Annotated in this window: 18 protein-coding genes; 12 read left to right on the top strand and 6 right to left on the bottom strand. The window is 35.9% G+C overall.

From position 1 onward, the window contains the following. From qoxC to qoxA, 3 genes are read right to left on the bottom strand one after another with little or no spacing between them, the layout of a single operon-like run. The gene (qoxC, locus tag H9655_RS12015; RefSeq protein ID WP_191814249.1) at window positions 1–597 is read right to left on the bottom strand and encodes a cytochrome aa3 quinol oxidase subunit III; all 597 of its coding nucleotides are present in this window, start codon (window positions 595–597) and stop codon (window positions 1–3) included. After that, window positions 597–2,543, bottom strand: a complete 1,947-nt coding sequence (gene qoxB, locus H9655_RS12010) for a cytochrome aa3 quinol oxidase subunit I (protein ID WP_191814247.1) — start codon at window positions 2,541–2,543, stop codon at window positions 597–599. The genes qoxC and qoxB overlap by 1 nt, the downstream gene beginning before the upstream one ends. A gap of 44 nt (window positions 2,544–2,587) precedes the next feature. Beyond that, window positions 2,588–3,502 carry a cytochrome aa3 quinol oxidase subunit II gene (gene qoxA / locus H9655_RS12005; protein ID WP_191814245.1) on the bottom strand — a complete coding sequence of 305 codons (915 nt, stop codon included), beginning with the start codon at window positions 3,500–3,502 and terminating at the stop codon, window positions 2,588–2,590. Window positions 3,503–4,352: 850 nt separating this feature from the next. Here qoxA and H9655_RS12000 point away from each other — a divergent pair. Next, entirely contained in the window at window positions 4,353–4,682 is a 330-nt protein-coding gene (locus H9655_RS12000; RefSeq protein WP_225230602.1) for a DUF3889 domain-containing protein, read from the top strand. Here the strand turns inward: H9655_RS12000 and H9655_RS11995 are convergent. Continuing rightward, window positions 4,679–4,870, bottom strand: a complete 192-nt coding sequence (locus H9655_RS11995; protein ID WP_191814243.1) for an H-type small acid-soluble spore protein — start codon at window positions 4,868–4,870, stop codon at window positions 4,679–4,681. The genes H9655_RS12000 and H9655_RS11995 overlap by 4 nt on opposite strands. A 437-nt stretch (window positions 4,871–5,307) precedes the next feature. On the opposite strand from H9655_RS11995, the gene H9655_RS11990 reads away from it, so the two are divergent. Next, window positions 5,308–8,139: a 2-oxoglutarate dehydrogenase E1 component gene (locus tag H9655_RS11990; RefSeq protein ID WP_191814241.1), complete on the top strand. Its 2,832-nt coding sequence runs from the start codon at window positions 5,308–5,310 to the stop codon at window positions 8,137–8,139. A gap of 16 nt (window positions 8,140–8,155) precedes the next feature. Beyond that, window positions 8,156–9,403 (top strand): 2-oxoglutarate dehydrogenase complex dihydrolipoyllysine-residue succinyltransferase, encoded by a 1,248-nt coding sequence (gene odhB, locus H9655_RS11985; protein WP_191814239.1) that lies wholly within the window; start codon window positions 8,156–8,158, stop codon window positions 9,401–9,403. Between the two features lie 677 nt (window positions 9,404–10,080). Here odhB and sda read toward each other — a convergent pair. Further along, window positions 10,081–10,212: a sporulation histidine kinase inhibitor Sda gene (sda, locus tag H9655_RS11980; protein WP_191814237.1), complete on the bottom strand. Its 132-nt coding sequence runs from the start codon at window positions 10,210–10,212 to the stop codon at window positions 10,081–10,083. A 257-nt stretch (window positions 10,213–10,469) separates the two neighbouring features. On the opposite strand from sda, the gene H9655_RS11975 reads away from it, so the two are divergent. The 7 genes from H9655_RS11975 to H9655_RS11945 all read left to right on the top strand — a co-directional run bounded on the left by H9655_RS11975 (window position 10,470) and on the right by H9655_RS11945 (window position 15,826). Beyond that, window positions 10,470–11,213: a VOC family protein gene (locus H9655_RS11975; protein ID WP_191814235.1), complete on the top strand. Its 744-nt coding sequence runs from the start codon at window positions 10,470–10,472 to the stop codon at window positions 11,211–11,213. 15 nt (window positions 11,214–11,228) lie between these two features. Further along, complete coding sequence (locus H9655_RS11970) at window positions 11,229–11,732, top strand: GNAT family N-acetyltransferase (protein ID WP_191814233.1); 504 nt, start codon at window positions 11,229–11,231, stop codon at window positions 11,730–11,732. Window positions 11,733–11,756: 24 nt separating this feature from the next. Then, window positions 11,757–12,227, top strand: coding sequence for a GNAT family N-acetyltransferase (locus H9655_RS11965; protein ID WP_191814231.1), 471 nt, complete (start codon window positions 11,757–11,759; stop codon window positions 12,225–12,227). A 244-nt stretch (window positions 12,228–12,471) separates the two neighbouring features. Then, window positions 12,472–14,118, top strand: coding sequence for an AMP-binding protein (locus H9655_RS11960; RefSeq protein ID WP_191814229.1), 1,647 nt, complete (start codon window positions 12,472–12,474; stop codon window positions 14,116–14,118). A 263-nt stretch (window positions 14,119–14,381) separates the two neighbouring features. Beyond that, complete coding sequence (locus H9655_RS11955; RefSeq protein WP_191814227.1) at window positions 14,382–15,245, top strand: gamma-glutamylcyclotransferase; 864 nt, start codon at window positions 14,382–14,384, stop codon at window positions 15,243–15,245. Between the two features lie 72 nt (window positions 15,246–15,317). Next, entirely contained in the window at window positions 15,318–15,506 is a 189-nt protein-coding gene (locus H9655_RS11950; RefSeq protein ID WP_191814225.1) for a hypothetical protein, read from the top strand. Window positions 15,507–15,622: 116 nt separating this feature from the next. Further along, complete coding sequence (locus H9655_RS11945; protein WP_191814223.1) at window positions 15,623–15,826, top strand: DUF6501 family protein; 204 nt, start codon at window positions 15,623–15,625, stop codon at window positions 15,824–15,826. A 271-nt stretch (window positions 15,827–16,097) separates the two neighbouring features. Here H9655_RS11945 and H9655_RS11940 read toward each other — a convergent pair whose 3' ends face one another. Further along, on the bottom strand, window positions 16,098–16,640 hold the full coding sequence (locus H9655_RS11940; protein ID WP_191814221.1) for a YhcN/YlaJ family sporulation lipoprotein: 543 nt from the start codon (window positions 16,638–16,640) through the stop codon (window positions 16,098–16,100). A gap of 94 nt (window positions 16,641–16,734) precedes the next feature. On the opposite strand from H9655_RS11940, the gene crcB (H9655_RS11935) reads away from it, so the two are divergent. Both crcB (H9655_RS11935) and crcB (H9655_RS11930) read left to right on the top strand, forming a co-directional pair. After that, complete coding sequence (crcB, locus tag H9655_RS11935; RefSeq protein ID WP_191814219.1) at window positions 16,735–17,112, top strand: fluoride efflux transporter CrcB; 378 nt, start codon at window positions 16,735–16,737, stop codon at window positions 17,110–17,112. Next, entirely contained in the window at window positions 17,109–17,459 is a 351-nt protein-coding gene (gene crcB, locus H9655_RS11930) for a fluoride efflux transporter CrcB (protein ID WP_191814217.1), read from the top strand. Before crcB (H9655_RS11935) ends, crcB (H9655_RS11930) begins: the two co-directional genes overlap by 4 nt. Window positions 17,460–17,537: the final 78 nt, after the last annotated feature.

Raw genomic sequence — 17,537 nt, 5'->3', positions numbered from 1 at the left:
TTACATCATTCCTTTCAGATAGACGAAGCTGAAGATGAAGATCCAAACAACGTCTAGGAAGTGCCAGTAAAGAGAGAAGATAAATGACTTATTCGTTGTTCTTGGTGTTAAGCCATATTTCTTTACTTGAATTAGGATACATATTCCCCAGAATAACCCGAAAGTTACGTGCGCGCCGTGTGTTCCTAAAGTTGTTAATAGGATTGCACTAAAAGCACTTGTTTGTAGTCCTGCGCCAACATGAACATAGTGAACGAATTCGTAAATCTCAACACCGAGGAAAATAGCCCCGAGTACGATGGTTGCAATAAAGAATCCCATCATTGCTTTTTGGCGTCCAAGTCTCATCGCGTGAACCATAAGACCGATTGTAAAACTACTTGTTAATAAAACGAGCGTTTCAATTAATACAGGTGTAATTTCAAAAATTTCAGCACCCGATGGGCCATCACCTGTACCACCTGACAAAATAAAGTAAGATGCAAATAATGTTGCAAATAACATAACTTCCGCACCAAGGAAAATCCAGAAGCCAAGAATCTTCAAGCGATTTTCATCAGTACTGTATTCAAGAGGGAGAGAGTGATCAATCTTCATTATCTTTTACCTCCCAATTCTTTTTCTGTTTCTTCTATTTCTTCAATAGAAATATATCTTCCATGATCATTTTCAAATGATTGATAAGCCATACAAGCGAAAATACCTAGTGTACAAATAATTAACGGAATCCACATTGCAAAGACGAACGAGAATCCCCACAGGAAGAAGATAATACCCATAATAAATGGAATACCACTGTTGTTTGGCATGTGAATCTTTTCAATTTTATCTGGGAATAACGTTGTGCCTTTCTTCTTTGAATCCCAGAATGTTTCATAGGTATCGATCTTAGGCATAGTTGCAAAGTTGTACTCAGGAATTGGTGTATGTGTAGCCCATTCAAGTGTACGTGCATCCCAAGGATCTGATCCAATGTCACGTGGTGCATGACGGAAGCTATAGTAAATGTTATAAACGATCAACGCAAATCCAGCGGCTAACATAAGTGCGCCAACCATAGAAATCATATTCCAAATACCAAATCCACTTGCTTCAGAATAAGTGTACATACGTCGTGCTTGACCATCTAAACCAGAGATGAACATTGGCATAAAGGCAACTAATGTACCAATAGCAATAATCCAAGCGCCGATTTTACCAAGACGATCATTTAACATGAAGCCAAACATTTTTGGCCAGTAGTAGTAAAGTGCAGCGAGCATTGCGAACACAACCCCAGGAATGATTACCATATGGAAGTGAGCAACTAAGAACATTGTATTATGGTATTGATAGTCAGCTGCTGACATACCAAGCATAACCCCTGTTACACCACCAAGTGTGAAAAGTGGGATAAACAACATTGAGTAAAGCATTGGCGTTGTCATAACGATTTTACCTTTATACAGTGTTAACAACCAGTTGAATATTTTAACACCGGTAGGTACTGCTATTGCCATCGTGGTAATAGAGAAAATACTGTTAACAAAAGCGCCTTGACCCATTGTAAAGAAGTGGTGAACCCATACAACGAATGATAATAGTGAAATGATTACCATTGAAGCAACCATTGATTTATAACCATATAAGTTACGTCTAGCGAAAGTAGAAATAACTTCACTGTAAATACCGAATGCAGGTAAGATCAAGATATATACTTCAGGGTGTCCCCAAACCCAGAAAAGGTTGGCCCATAACATATCCATACCGCCATTTGTTGAAGCGAAGAAATGTGTACCGAATAAACGATCTAATGTACCCATTGCAAGCGCAACTGTTAATACAGGGAAAGCAAATACGATAATAACGTTAGTAATTAAAGCTGACCAAGTAAACATTGGCATTTTCATTAATGTCATGCCAGGAGCACGCATTTTCAAGATTGTCGTCAAAAAGTTAATACCTGTTGCTAATGTACCAAGACCGGCAATCTGTATAGCAATCATATAATAGTTCGTACCGACGGAGGTACTAAATTCATTATCTGCTAACGGGAAGTAAGATGTCCAACCGGCATCTGGTGACCCTCCGACAACGAATGAAATATTGAATAACATAGCACCGGCAAAGAATAACCAGAAGCTAAGTGCATTAAGACGTGGGAACGCAACATCGCGAGCCCCAATTTGCAGTGGAACAACAAAGTTCATAAAACCGATAATAAATGGCATAGCCATGAAGAGAATCATAACAACACCATGTGTTGTGAATATCTCGTTATAATGCTGTGCATCAAGCAACTTGTTCTCAGGTGCTGATAATTGCGCACGCATCATAATTGCGTCAGCGCCTCCACGGAATAGCATGAGGATCGCTGCGATAATATACATAATACCTAATCGTTTGTGGTCAACAGTTGTTAACCATTCACGCCATAAATAACCCCATTTTTTAAAATATGTTAACCCAACTACAATGGCGATAGAAACAACTGCGATTGCTACCATTGATGCATAAATAGCTGGACTTGGATGCGGTATGGCAAAACGTTCAAAGAACTCCATCCTGTATACTCCTTTCAGAAGATGTCAATTGACACTTCATCTAATTAATGGCCACTGTGGTCAGAGTGACCTTCGTGCTCATCATGATTTTCATGATTTTCTTCTGAATCTTCATCATTAGATTGATGATGTTCATGCCCTTCAGGTGCCGGGCTAAAGTCTAAATGAGTACCAGTAAACGTCATTTTACCTAAATGACCTGGTTCTAATAACTCTTCAAATTTTTCTTCAGTGATTGGATCTGCTGTTTGATGAACTTCATCAACCCATTCTTCAAATTCAACTGGAGACATAGCTGTTACATCAAACGTATTTTCAGCAAAACCTTTTCCGCTGAAGTTAGCATTTCTACCCATGAATTCACCTGGATGATCAGCAGCTAAATGTAATGTTGTTACCATATCGGCCATTGCATATTTCTGTCCACCAAGTTGTGGAATCCAGAAGCTTGTAATTGGACCGAAAGAGTAAAGTTTAAATTCAAGTGCTCGATCTGTAGGAATATATAAGTAATTTACTGTTTCGATATTTTCTTCAGGATAGCTAAAGTGCCATTTCCAGTTAGATGATGATGCATATACAACTAATGGCTCCTTATCCTCATATCCTGGAGGTGTAGCTTCAACTTTATAATTACTTTGGACAGAAACAAATGATAGATAAGCTACAATTAGTACAGGAATTCCGACACAAACTGCCTCCACCCATTTATTTCCCTCGATGTGAGGTGGTTCATAATCTTTTGCTTGTTTAGATGAACGATATTTAATGAGCATATATGCAAGCATTGCAAAAACTACAATAACAATGCCAGACATTAACCAAATGGACATCATAATATCGTTAGCCTGGACTTCGGCCTGTGGACCTTTAGGATTTAGAACAGTAAGTGGTTCACACCCAGCAAGTACGGCGGCAATGGCAACTACAGCCAATAAAAGAGCCCTTTTCAATTTCATTGATGTACCCCTTTCTATCTTTCTACAAAACTATTGTTTTATTTTGAACGTGAATTATCACGTCTGTAACCCTATGTTAGTATCATAAATGGTTAAAAACAATTGAATGTGATAGGTGTCACAAAATGTTCATGAACAAATGATGAATTTGGTCACAAAATGTTCATGAAACTGAAAGTAAAAAGAAAAAATAATATTATTTAAATACTCTATTTTGAGAAAAAACTGAAAATTAAACATTGTATCATTCAATAAATCTTAAAGGTAGTTTCTGGATTTATTATATTAATATAAATGTTGTTGGATGTTGAATAACGGCACCCTCAAAAAAAATGTGAAGTCTGCGAATGATTTTGAAACGAATGAAAAAGAGGAGGGTTATCTTGTTAAAGAAATTTGATATTGATCAATTTTTAGACGGTGTATATAACCCAACTGATGATATTCATCATTTATTGACATCATTGAAATAGATGATTTACTTGAGAGAACAAAATAGACCTTTTAATTCTTCAATTTATTGTTGGATATGCTGAACGATGATTGAATATATAGTTAGATTTAAACGAATTTTTCCTATAAGAAGCTTAACTGAAAATGATTTAAAAGCTTTATGGTATAAGGGTTAATCAAACAATAGATAAAGAAAGGCGAGCAAGTTATTACAATTAACTAGATCGTTTTTCTTTTTTTATGAGTATTTTTTTGTACTAGCAAGTATATAGTGGGATTTTTTCTTTCATTATATAACCCTTAATAACCCTAAAAAATTTCAAAAGAATAAAGTTAGGAAAGAAAGTAAAACTAAAAATACATCCATCAAAAAAGAAAGTGAAGAGGTGAGGAGAAAATGGTGAAAAGAGTGTTATTCGCAACGGTCTTAATCTTGTTTAGCTTTGTATTCATCTTAAGTCCTCAAACAAACTATGCGGTTGATAATGCGCCTTCTTATGAGAAGTGGGGCAAAGAAGCGATGATGATTGCAAAGGAAAAATACCCATTAGCAGATATTGTTGATTATCAGCATCTTGGAAAAGAGATAAAGGAACAAACTGAAATAGAAAAGTTTAAACTTTGGATGCGTCAGCAGGAGAAAGAATATGGGCTCTATGTTTTTATTGAATATAATAAAGATACAGAGAGAATCGTCCGTATTTTTACAGAAAAAACCGATCGTTAACGTATTTGCTTTACTTCTATTAGTTGTGCGAGAGGAACAACTTGATTCTTACCTATGTTGTTTCTGTCGTACACCCTCGCCATTTTAGTTAATTCATAGAGATCGACAATGACGATATTTACACCGTCGAAAGTCACTTCATATTCGGTGTGACTATTTAGTAGTTCCCTCGCTCTAGATAAATCCATAGGTCTACACCCTCTCGTAGTATTTTCATTAGTTTGATTATCTAGTGCACAATTCTACCAATAATAAGGCTTTTGATATATACTTAAATAGGCAAACGGTTTAGAAGTTGAATGATTGTCAGGCTTGTAGGCGTTTAGTTCATCTGGCCAATTTATTACACTAATAGGCGTGAAATAGGAAATAAAATTAATTCACTTTTTTAATATAAGTATTTTTTCAAAAAATATTAGCTGTATTTTTGTGATTTTCTCTTTTTTCCCTTTGTATATACGCCTTTAACGTGGTAAAATGGCTTAGGAAACATTTCGTCCTCTGGAAATTAACATTATTCGGAATTTTAATATACGAAATAATATTGTTACTATCCTAGTATGGATATAGGACGGAAATAAATTATCCAAATATATTTAAAAAAGAGTTGTGGAGGTAATTTTCCATGAAGAAGCCTTCAGAGGGTAGTGGGCCTTTAGAAAGTTTTTATGGTCCTAACCTTGGCTATGTAATCGAGCTTTATGAGATGTATTCAGAAAATCCAGAATCAGTTGACCAAGAAATGAGAGAGTATTTTGAGGTTAATGGTTCACCGTTGCAACAAACAGGGGTAGCTCCTGTAAGTACAGGAGCAGAAAGCACTGGCGTAAGCCCAGAACAAATTGAAAAAACTTTGTCAGCTATTCGTCTTGCCGATTTTATTCGTTCAAACGGACATAAAGCTGCTGATATTTATCCCCTAAGTAATAGGGAAGAAAAGAATGTTGCTATTTTTGATTTAAGTAATTATGGATTAACAGAAGCAGATTTACGTGCAATACCAGCTCATCTTATTTGTACAGATGCGAATATTCCGTTAAGAGATGGATTAGAAGCATTGGAATACTTAAAGAATGCTTATATGGGAACATTAGCATTTGAATTTACACATGTTGATAACTTAGAAGAAAAAGATTGGCTACGTCGCAAGGTTGAAACAAATAGCCTTAAACTTAACCTACAAAAACCTGAAAAATCGAAAGTGTACAAAAGATTAACAGAGGTAGAGGAGTTTGAAAAATTCTTACACCGTACTTTCGTTGGTCAAAAACGCTTCTCCATTGAAGGTTTAGATACAATGGTACCAATGTTAGATGAAATTGTATCAGGTTCAGTTGCGAATGGAACAAAAACAATAAATATTGGAATGGCACACCGCGGACGTTTAAATGTGCTTGCTCATGTACTTGGTAAACCTTATGAGATGATATTCGCGGAGTTTCAGCATGCGCCAAACAAAGATCTTGTCCCATCAGAAGGTTCCATTGGCATCAGCTATGGTTGGACAGGTGATGTAAAATATCATCTTGGATTAGACAAACAAATCAAGGCTGAAAATACGACAGTTGCGAAATTGACACTTGCTAACAATCCAAGTCATTTAGAATTCGTTGGCCCGGTAGTTGAAGGGTATACAAGAGCGGCACAAGATAAACGTACTTCTTTTGGTTTCCCGGAAGTTAATTACGACGAAGCACTTTCCATCATTATTCACGGAGACGCTGCTTTCCCAGGACAAGGTGTTGTCGCTGAAACATTAAATCTTGGTCAATTAAATGGCTATAATACAGGTGGTTCCATCCATATTATTGCTAATAACACAATTGGCTTTACAACAGAATCTTATGATTCTAGATCGACTAGATATGCAAGTGATTTAGCAAAAGGTTATGAGGTACCGATCGTGCATGTAAATGCAGATGATCCGGAAGCCGTTATTAATGCCGCTAAATTAGCGATTGAATATAGAGATAAATTCCATAAAGATTTCTTAATTGACTTAATTGGGTATCGTCGCTTTGGTCACAATGAAATGGACGAGCCGATGACAACGAATCCAGCGATGTATAATATTATTCATAAAAGACCTACGATCAAAGAACTGTATGGCGAGAAATTGAAAAAAGATCAGTACTTATCAGAAGAAGAGGTTACTACTATTCAAACTGAAGTAGTAGAAAAACTTCAGCAAGCTTACGATAAAGTGCCAGATAAACAAGAAGATGCAACAGAATTAAATCCACCTGAGACAGTGGAAAATGGTATACCTAGTCTTCAAACAGCTGTGCCATTAGAATCTTTACAACAATTGAATGAAGAGCTTCTAAAATGGCCGGAAGAATATAAAGTCTTTAGAAAGCTAAGTAAAATTTTACAACGTCGTAAAAATGGACTAGAAGAAGTAGGAAAAATTGATTGGGGTCATGCTGAAACATTAGCATTTGCTTCAATTATTTCAGATGGTACACCTGTGAGACTTACGGGTCAAGATTCAGAGCGTGGAACATTTGCCCATAGAAATATTATGTTACATGATGAAGTAACAGGTAAATCGTTCTCACCGATACATCAAATCTCAACAGCTAAAGCTTCATTTGCTGTTCATAATAGCCCGTTATCAGAAATGGCTGTACTTGGGTTTGAATATGGTTATAATGTGTCAGCTCCAGAAACATTAGTTCTTTGGGAGGCGCAGTTCGGTGACTTTGCGAACTCTGCACAAGTGATGTTTGATCAATTCATTTCTGCTGGTCGCGCGAAATGGGGTCAAAAATCTGGTTTAGTAATGCTTCTTCCGCATGGATATGAAGGACAAGGACCAGAGCATTCAAGTGCAAGATTAGAAAGATTCTTGCAACTGGCAGCTGAAAATAACTGGACTGTAGCTAATCTTTCTTCAGCAGCGCAATACTTCCATATTTTAAGAAGACAAGCAGCGATTTTAAATAAGGAAGAAGTAAGACCATTGGTGATCATGTCACCTAAGAGTCTTTTACGGAACCCTACAGTTGCTGCAACTGCTAAAGATTTATCAGAAGGGCAGTTTAACTCGATTCTTGAGCAATCCGGTCTTGGTGAGAAAAAAGATCTTGTGAAGAGAATTGTTTTCACCTCAGGAAAAATGGCTATTGATTTAGAAGATAAATTAAAAGATATTGAAGATAAAGAATGGTTCCATATTGTACGTGTAGAAGAAATTTATCCGTTCCCATTTGCTGACATTACGGAAGTAGTAAAACGTTATCCAAATCTTGAAGAAATGATCTGGGTGCAAGAGGAACCGAAGAATATGGGCGCATGGAATTTTGTTGAACCTAGGTTAAAACATATTGCCCCTGACGGAGTAGAGGTAAATTATATCGGTAGACGCCGCCGCTCAAGCACAGCAGAAGGCGATCCAGTCGTGCATAAAAAAGAGCAGCAGAGAATTATTGAAGAATCTTTAACACGTAAGTAATAAGGAGGAAATTATTGTGGCAGAAATTAAAGTTCCTGAATTAGCAGAATCAATTACAGAAGGTACAGTCGCTCAGTGGCTTAAACAACCTGGTGATACAATCAACAAAGGTGATTATGTTGTTGAGCTTGAAACAGACAAAGTAAATGTTGAAATCATTTCTGAATATAGTGGTGTACTGGCAGAATTGAAAGCAGAAGAAGGCGACACTGTCAATGTAGGGGATACCATTGCGGTAGTAAGTGAAGGTGGAGAAGCTCCTGCTCCTAAAGCGGAAGAGAAAAAAGAGGAAGCACCACAAGAAGTTAAAGAAGAAGCGAAACCAGCTGATTCTATACCAGCTGAAGAAAATAAACAGCGCACAATTGCTTCACCGGCAGCTAGAAAAATGGCTCGTGAAAAAGGAATCGATTTAAGTGAAGTTCCAACAACAGATCCAATGGGAAGAGTGCGTTCACAAGATGTTGCGAACTACGATCCAAACCAAGCGAAACCAGCGGCGCAGCCACAAGCTGCAGCGAAACCAGCTTCTAAGCCAGCAGCAGCTGAGGCAAATAGTGAAAAACCAGTAGAACGCATCCGTATGAGCCGTCGTCGTCAAACGATTGCGAAAAGACTCGTAGAAGTTCAACAAACATCTGCTATGTTAACAACATTCAATGAAATTGATATGACAAATGTGATGAACTTACGTAAAAAACGTAAAGATAAATTCCAAGAAGAAAATGATGTTAAACTTGGGTTTATGTCTTTCTTCACAAAAGCGGTAGTTGCTGCACTTAAACGTAGCCCGTTATTAAACGCTGAAATCGATGGCGATCAACTAGTTCTTAAAAAATTCTATGACATCGGTATCGCTGTTTCAACAGATGAAGGTTTAGTTGTTCCAGTTGTAAGAGATGCTGATCGTAAAAACTTTGCAGAAATTGAAAAAGATATTATGGGTCTTGGTAAAAAAGCAAGAGATAATAAACTAGCGATTTCTGATTTACAAGGTGGAACATTCACAATCACTAATGGTGGTGTGTTTGGTTCATTATTATCAACGCCAATTCTTAATGGACCACAAGTAGGTATCTTAGGGATGCATTCAATTCAAACTCGTCCAGTTGCTATTGATGCTGAAAGAATGGAAAACCGCCCAATGATGTATGTTGCACTCTCTTATGACCACCGTATTGTTGATGGTAAAGAAGCAGTAACATTCCTTAAACGTGTTAAAGAATTAATTGAAGACCCTGAGTCTTTATTATTTGAAGCTTAATATAAAATAAACGAATACTCAAAAGGTTTTATAGCGAGGAAGTGAAGCGATTTATTGTTCACTTCCTCGCTTTTTTGTGAGTCGCACTCATAGTTGGAGCCTTCATTTGAACTTCGAGAGAATGGCATGCCTTTGAAGAAGTATGTCATCAACACTTGGACATGACTCAAAACTGTAGCGATAAAGGGCCAGGAAAAATCGAGTAGGCCAATCTTCTTTGATAGTTAAACCATTGATTAAACACCCTATATTTTTACATTTGTATCATCAACAAGCGTCCCACACTTTTTATTGTTGCATTCCTCAGGCTTTTTAGTCGTCCCCTATTAATCATAATTTCAAACCTTTTAGGGAATAGTAAAGTTTATGCACTTGATAAAAATAATTTTACGAATGTAAAAATGTTGCATTAAGGAAACTTTATTAATAATATGCATATTATGATAGAAAAACAGGAGTGATGACCATGAGAGGTAGGAAAAATAGGATTTTGAAATATTCCGTACTGTTCAAAAAGCTGGGTGTTATTTCTGATATGGACTATAAACAAATACTACAAAATAATGAAATTCAAACGACAAAGGAAATAAAGCAACGATAAAATATGGATGGATATCTTCCACATTACTGAAAAGTCAAAATAAAAAAGGCGAGCAAATAATTGCTCGCCTTATGCTTTACTCTTTAAATGGTTTTAATCCCCGTTTTTGAATTTCAGCTTTAAGTATTCGAATCCATTCCTTTTCTGAACCTGACTTTAATGCATCACGATACGAGACGACCAACTGTTCATTACTCATTATCTTCATTTGATACATACCTCCTAGGTAAAGGATTGAATATTCTTTTATTTATTGTAAACGTTATCCCCTGTTTTGAAAAGGAAAAATGAATAAAATTTTTAATTGTTAAGGAAATGTAAAATGTCTATAAAGAACAAACAATTTATTTGAGAAGTAATAGTCGAGTAAGAAAACTTTCATAGATAAGTAGAAAAGTTATGGTAAACTAATCTTATCTAGAGTAAATTTGGATATATTTTCTTTTGATGAAAGGGGGATCCTTTATGAAACTGGATCATATCGTTCATTTTATTAATCGAAGCCCTCAAGAGATTGTCGATCATTTATCTGTTATGAATATAAAAGCGGTAAAAGGTGGCAGACATGAAAAATGGGGAACATATAATAGTTTATTGTACTTAAACTCATCTTACATAGAATTTTTAGCTATAGAAAATAAAGCGACTGCTGTGCAATCAGAAAACCCCTTAATACAACAAGCAGTGCAGGATTTAGCTACATTTGAGGGCTTAGGCCAAGTATGTTTTCGCACAGAAAATATTGAGGTTTTAAAGCAAGAATTGAATGAAAAGGGATATAAAACCTATCCGATCTTTCCTGGTGAACGGATGAGGTCAGATGGGCAACTGATTAGATGGAAGATGCTATTTTTACAAGCAAAACGCAAAGTGCCTTTTCCTTTTTTCATTCAATGGGAACAAGATGATCATACGAGATATGAAGAATTCAAGACATTAGGTATGATAGATCAACAACTTATTCATACGAAAGTAAAGGACATTGTGTATCATGTAGAATCACCTGAAGAAACAGCTGAGGAATGGTGTGAGTTGTTTCAAGGGAAACAACAAGGGACAAATGTAATGATTGCAGATGTATCCTTTAAGTTTGACGCATATAATGAAAAACATGCTTGCAAAAACCGTCCCGTTTATATTACATTACAACCTTTTTTGAAGAATGAGAAAACAATACAACTCTTTGGCTCTTCTTATCATTCATTATAGAAAGAGGGGTGTGACATGCAAATAAATGAAACGAAACGAATGACATTCTTTGTATTTGAAAAAGCGTACATTAAACAAATGAATGAAATTTGGGGTAGTCAGGAAGTGATGGCCAGAAGTGGAGGAGCAGTTGCTTCTGTCAAAATTCCTAAAATCGTCAAATGGTATGAAGACTGTCATAAAGAATACGGCCTCTCAGTATATATTTTAAAAGATAAGAAAAACAATGAAGTCATTGGAGCAGCTGGATTTAATATTGATGCCTCAGTGAAACGAATTGAATTAATTGCCCATTTTAGAAAATCTTATTGGCATAAAGGCTATGCCACAGAAGCCATCACAGCATGTATCAAATTAGCAAAAAGACATAAAAAAGTAAAATACATTCAAGCCTCATGTGATCCTAAAAACGAAGCATCCATAAAAATCGTAGAAAAACTAGGGTTTACTTTATTAGGCAAAGAATGGTTTGATGACACCCGCCAAGAAGAACTTGTATATGAATTGAGATTAGTTTAAGGACGAGAGACGGGGGGAAGTGATATGGAAACCACCACGTTTAATAAAGTAAAAGAAGACGATGCTGAAATCCTCAGTTCCTGGACCTATCCACCTCCTTATGATTTTTATAATCACGCTCAAACTGAAGATCGTAAACAAGAATGGCTAACGGGAAACTACTTCTGTATATATAAACAAGCAGAAATGATTGGTTTTTTTTGTTACGGTGAATCAGCAAGAGTGCCGGTGAATAACTGTCTTCTATATATAGATGAATACATTGATATTGGCCTAGGGATGAGGCCAGATTTAACAGGAAAGGGAGGGGGAAAAAGTTTTTTAACCAGCATTCTCATGGAAATAGAAAGGCTTTTTCCAAACACTCCAATAAGGTTAACAGTCGCTTCGTTTAATAAACGAGCCATCCATCTTTATGAAAAACTCGGTTTTATTATTCAACATCAATTTCAAAGAAAAAGCACAACCTTTTATATAATGGTAAGAAAAAAATAAAGGAAATCATACGAGAAGGTTCGAATATATAAATATTCGAACTTTTTAATTTTTATTAGATGAAAAATTTAAAGGTGTTTTTAGGTGTTGAACATCAAGAATGATCGGAATTTGTCTGTTTAGAAACCTGGTAGGCTTACCTTACTTGACTTTAAATGATTATGACTAAAAATATTACATTCGAATTTTACATAATAATATATGAAAGCGTTTTAATTTCAAAATTTTCTGAGGAGGAAAAAACTTGACTGAATTATTAAATATTACGATTGGTGATTTATTAGAAAAAAGAGCAGAAGAGAATCCTAATCATGAAGCGTTAGTCTATGCAGATAGAGATTTGAGGTACACATATCATAGTTTTAATGAGTATTGCCGTACAGTTGCTAAAGGTTTCATGAAACTCGGCTTAGAAAAAGGAGAACATGTAGCGATTTGGGCTTCTAATACGCCTGAATGGGTGAGTGCTCAATTTGCCACAGGTAAAATCGGATCCGTATTGGTTACTGTCAATACGAATTATCAAGCCGCTGAACTTGAATATTTATTACAACAATCTGATGCCACCACCATTATTTTGATGGAAAAATACCGTGACCAATCATACATAGATATTCTCTATAAAATAGCACCAGAATTAAAAACATCCCAGCCTGGGCAGTTAAAATGTAGCAAGCTTCCCTTTCTGAAAAATGTCATCGTGTTGGGAGAGAAGCGCTTTGCGGGCACTTATAGTTGGGAAGATATTGTAACTCTTGGTGAAGGGGTTAGTGATGAGATCTTAAATGAACGTTTGCGTTCGCTACATCCAGATGATGTCATTAACATGCAGTATACTTCAGGTACAACAGGGTTTCCGAAAGGGGTTATGCTTACACATAGTAATGTCGTAAATAACGCATTAAATATTGCCGCTTGTATGAAGCTCACAAAGGATGATCGATTATGTATTCCTGTACCATTCTTCCATTGCTTTGGTTGTGTTATTGGCACCTTAGCTTGTGTGTCAGTTGGGGCAACGATGATACCTGTACAAGAATTTCATCCTGATACTGTATTACAAACGGTTGAACAAGAAAAGTGTACAGCACTTCATGGCGTACCAACGATGTTTATTGCGGAAATCAATAGCAAACAATTTAGCAAATATAATTTGCAAACATTGCGAACAGGTGTAATGGCGGGTTCCAATTGTCCGATAGAAGTAATGAAAGCGGTCATTGAAAAAATGGGTATTGAAGAGATAACGATTTGTTATGGACAAACGGAATCTTCACCAGTTATTACTCAAACACGCACGGATGATCCCATTCATTTACGTGTGGAATCAGTTGGCCGAGCGTTACCAGAGGTAGAAGTGAAAATTGTTGAACCCGGGACATCAAATGAAGTGGCATTAGGTACTCAAGGGGAACTTTGCACAAGGGGATATCATGTGATGAAAGGTTATTATAACAATCCTGAAGCGACAGAACAAGCTATCGACAAAGAGGGTTGGTTGCACACCGGAGATTTAGCTATTATGGATGAAAATGGTTATTGTAAAATAACAGGTCGTCTGAAAGATATGATTATAAGAGGTGGGGAAAACGTATATCCTAGAGAAATTGAGGAATTTCTCTATAGCCATCCTGACATTTTAGATGTTCAAGTTGTAGGTGTTCCTGATGAGGTTTACGGTGAAGAGGTAATGGCATGGATTATATTAAAAGATCAGGTTAACATTACCGCTGACGAAATTAAAGAATATTGTAAAGACAAAATATCGAAGCATAAAATACCTAAACATATTACTTTTACGAAAGAATACCCAATGACTGCTTCTGGTAAAATACAAAAATTCAAATTAAAGGAACAAGCGATTCAAGCGATTACTGCTCAGAAATTATGAGTGAAAAGACAAGATGAAATAAAAATGTAGAGAGTAAAGAAAAGGAATGAGCAAGAGGCGAGGCAAATTGTTTGCCTTGCTTTTTATTCCACCAAACTTCCTAGAGGTTTAATCGGATTCAGGTGATAGGATATGTAGTTAAGGTAAAAATATGGTAAAAATTTGTAAAGATAGAGGGAATCACTTTCGAATTGTTGAATATTGTAGGGGGAGAAAGAATAAATATATTACTATAGTGACAATAAAGGAGAGCACTTATGTGTATGGCAACGATTCACCTCTTTGTATATGGCACATTACGAAAAAATGAGAATCATCATCATTATTTAACTAAATGTCCTTTAATTGCTGAACAAGCTTGGATAAATGGGGTCATGGTTGAGACGAGTGAGGGTTATCCAACAGTCGAATTGTCAGAGAAACCATCTGAAAGAGTATATGGTGAATTATACGCTGTCAGTACTGAACAATTAGAAACGATCGATGTTTTAAAAGGCTATAAAGAAAATGACAAGCATTCTTTATCTGTAAGGAAAAAAGTGCTCGTACATACGGATCAAGGCGAGCAACAAGGGCTTATTTTTGTATCCCTCGATAAAACTCTACAGCAAGAAGTAATTAAAGCTTCAGATTGGAAGTTATACAATCTGCAAAGGAATGCCCCAAAGACTTTTTACTATTTTGCTTATGGCTCTTGTATGGATACTGAAAGATTTATGAAAGCTGGAGTTGACCATTTTTTTGAGGATGTCGTCGGTGTAGGGATGTTACAAGGCTATCAAATGGGCTATTATTTCTATGCACCTGATGGGAATCGCGCGGACATTGTTGAGGGTTCTGGTGAGACAGAAGGCATTGTTTATCAATTACCGATCGAAGCAATGGATTATTTATTTAAAAGAGAAGGCGTTACTGTTGGTCATTATCGACCGACTTTTGTTAATGTGACAATCGATGGGACGATATATAAAGATGTATTAACCTTCCATGTTTATGATAAGAATCCCCAGTCTGCTCCGCCACTCTTTTATGCGAGGGAAATTTTGCGGGCAGCTGAAGGGAGACTCAGTTATAAATATGTTCAGCACTTAAAAGATGAAATAAAAAAGCTCGGAGTTGTGAATTAAACAAAGAAGTTTACTATAAGCTACTTTGGGGGTATATAACAATGTCACCAAAGATGAAAGAAGGTCGTCTAAATGAAACAATTGACGAAAACATGCTTCTTTGAGATTGTTTATGATAAGCAACATTATCAACACTTGGAAATGGTTAGAATCGATTATATTTGTGATATACTATATGTAACATTTAAAGATTTCTTCACAAGTGAAATGTATACTTTTGAAAAGGAAAAAATATCTTTTTTGCAAAAAGTATTTCTATAAACACACATTTCAAATGAGTATATATCATCACATCTAGAAAAAAATCACAATACAGCTTGCAGAACACATTTTATTTTTTTACACTGTATAAGAGAACACATAAGGAGTGGCAAAATATGATTCATCAAACTTGGCATGAAAGTGATACATTAAAAAAGGTAAAATGTGTACATACGAATGCAGCGAAATATATTGTTAATCGTGCTTTAACTGAAGGGAAAATCTATGATGTGAAAAATGAAACAGAAGAGTTTTTCTTCATCATTGACAATTCTGGTAAAGTTAGTGGATTTTATAAAGACTATTTTAAAGAAGTGTAAGCTGAAAAGCTGTCAGAAGAACTGACAGCTTTTTCGTATGCAAAAAAATAGATAAGAAAGAAATAATCATTGCATTGAGGATGGAGCAGGACGGGACTATTGAGCAAAGAATTGAACTTAATAATTATGTATAAGATTCTTATTTAAATGATGATGATTGGTATAATCAAGCCTGTTACTTTAATGGCTTTACAGAATATTTTTAGGTAATATAAGTTTTGTTTAAATAGGTCTGATAGGGATACTTTCCTATCAGACCATAGAATGACCATTATTCATGATCAGGGAAGATTCGTTTCACTGTTTCACTAAATTCATCGAAGAAACCTTCAATTGGTTTTCCGTCGCGAACATCTTTTGCATATGTGTCCACACGGTTGTAGAAATCAGGATTTACTGATACATAAACATCATCAATGTTCTGGTCAGATGATTTTACTTGATCAGCAATTTTACTTTCTAAATCTTGTGTTAATTCCTTACCATTCGCTAAGGTTGCTGCTACATAGGCATTGTCGCCAGTGAGTAAAACTCTTGCTCTTTTTACTTCGTCCATTTGTGTAATATTATCAGCGGTTTTATCAGCGAATCTCATTGATTGTTGTGTTCCATCATAATCGACATTACGAGTATGAATATTGTGGTCAATACTTGGTCTATCATTGTCGCCATTTCTGTCATATCCAACCTTTGCGGGGTCATGCATATCTGGTGCTCTATTAGCAGTGTCGTTCACTTCTTGCCCATTATTCATGCCACAAGCTGTTAATAGGAGAGAGCCTGAAAGAGCAACTGCAATGATTGTACCTTTCATTTTTTAACACCCTTTCTTTTTTTTCTTACACTGTTAGCTTGGCACATATAATCGATAGTATGCATGAACAATTTTTAGGAGCAGGAGGTCAAGGATGAAGTATCTATACATTGGAATTGGCGGGATAATCGGTGCGGGCATGAGGTTTGCTATTATAATGGTCATTGGCCAGTTTTGGCAAAGTGCGTTTCCTGTAGATATTTTAATAATCAATGTGTTTGGTGCCTTTGTTCTAGGTTATTTATCAACCATCACATTGCCTATTGATCCTAAACTTAAACAAGCAATCACTGTAGGGGTAATTGGCTCATTTACCACATTATCAACTGTGAGTGCGGATACAGTCTTATTAGTTGAAAGTGGATATTTCATTCAAGGTTTTATTTATATTTTTTGTAATATCGCACTAGGATTAGTAATGGTCTATCTTGGTATGGTTTTGGGTAACCGTAAAGAGGTGAGGGGAGCATGACTGAAATACTTTATGTGATGATAGGTGGATTTTTTGGTGCCATAGCCCGTTTCTACTTATCAACGTTGATCAATAGGATAACGAATTCACTCTTTCCATATGGAACGGTTATCGTTAATTTACTTGGTTGCTTCTTGATGGGGATTGTTGTTCATTTTCTAAATTGGGAAAATGTATCAGCTTTACTTGCAGTTGGTTTACTGGGGGCATTTACGACTTTTTCATCTGTTCAGTTAGAAATGGTGGAATTAATGATGAAGAAACAAAAGATGGCTTTTATATATTTATTTGTCACTTATATAGGAGGCATTGCCTTTTTCATGTTAGGATTAAAAATGTTGCCATAAATCGATTGTTCATTTATGGACAAGTATGGAATACATATTAATAGGATGGAAACAAAAGGGGAATGAAAATGATTGTAA

It is taken from the genome of Cytobacillus stercorigallinarum, from assembly GCF_014836495.1.
GTDB lineage: Bacteria > Bacillota > Bacilli > Bacillales > Cytobacillaceae > Cytobacillus > Cytobacillus stercorigallinarum.
The sequence above is the reverse complement of the archived record's forward strand: the minus strand, read 5'-3'. Positions and strand labels throughout refer to the sequence as shown.

Excerpts from the sequence above, each read along its gene's own strand:
- qoxC (WP_191814249.1), bottom strand. The coding sequence starts at position 597 with ATGAAGATTGATCACTCTCTCCCTCTTGAATACAGTACTGATGAAAAT.
- qoxB (WP_191814247.1), bottom strand. The coding sequence starts at position 2,543 with ATGGAGTTCTTTGAACGTTTTGCCATACCGCATCCAAGTCCAGCTATT.
- qoxA (WP_191814245.1), bottom strand. The coding sequence starts at position 3,502 with ATGAAATTGAAAAGGGCTCTTTTATTGGCTGTAGTTGCCATTGCCGCC.
- H9655_RS12000 (WP_225230602.1), top strand. The coding sequence starts at position 4,353 with ATGGTGAAAAGAGTGTTATTCGCAACGGTCTTAATCTTGTTTAGCTTT.
- H9655_RS11995 (WP_191814243.1), bottom strand. The coding sequence starts at position 4,870 with ATGGATTTATCTAGAGCGAGGGAACTACTAAATAGTCACACCGAATAT.
- H9655_RS11990 (WP_191814241.1), top strand. The coding sequence starts at position 5,308 with ATGAAGAAGCCTTCAGAGGGTAGTGGGCCTTTAGAAAGTTTTTATGGT.
- sda (WP_191814237.1), bottom strand. The coding sequence starts at position 10,212 with ATGAAGATAATGAGTAATGAACAGTTGGTCGTCTCGTATCGTGATGCA.
- H9655_RS11975 (WP_191814235.1), top strand. The coding sequence starts at position 10,470 with ATGAAACTGGATCATATCGTTCATTTTATTAATCGAAGCCCTCAAGAG.
- H9655_RS11970 (WP_191814233.1), top strand. The coding sequence starts at position 11,229 with ATGCAAATAAATGAAACGAAACGAATGACATTCTTTGTATTTGAAAAA.
- H9655_RS11965 (WP_191814231.1), top strand. The coding sequence starts at position 11,757 with ATGGAAACCACCACGTTTAATAAAGTAAAAGAAGACGATGCTGAAATC.
- H9655_RS11955 (WP_191814227.1), top strand. The coding sequence starts at position 14,382 with ATGGCAACGATTCACCTCTTTGTATATGGCACATTACGAAAAAATGAG.
- H9655_RS11950 (WP_191814225.1), top strand. The coding sequence starts at position 15,318 with ATGAAACAATTGACGAAAACATGCTTCTTTGAGATTGTTTATGATAAG.
- H9655_RS11945 (WP_191814223.1), top strand. The coding sequence starts at position 15,623 with ATGATTCATCAAACTTGGCATGAAAGTGATACATTAAAAAAGGTAAAA.
- H9655_RS11940 (WP_191814221.1), bottom strand. The coding sequence starts at position 16,640 with ATGAAAGGTACAATCATTGCAGTTGCTCTTTCAGGCTCTCTCCTATTA.
- crcB (WP_191814219.1), top strand. The coding sequence starts at position 16,735 with ATGAAGTATCTATACATTGGAATTGGCGGGATAATCGGTGCGGGCATG.
- crcB (WP_191814217.1), top strand. The coding sequence starts at position 17,109 with ATGACTGAAATACTTTATGTGATGATAGGTGGATTTTTTGGTGCCATA.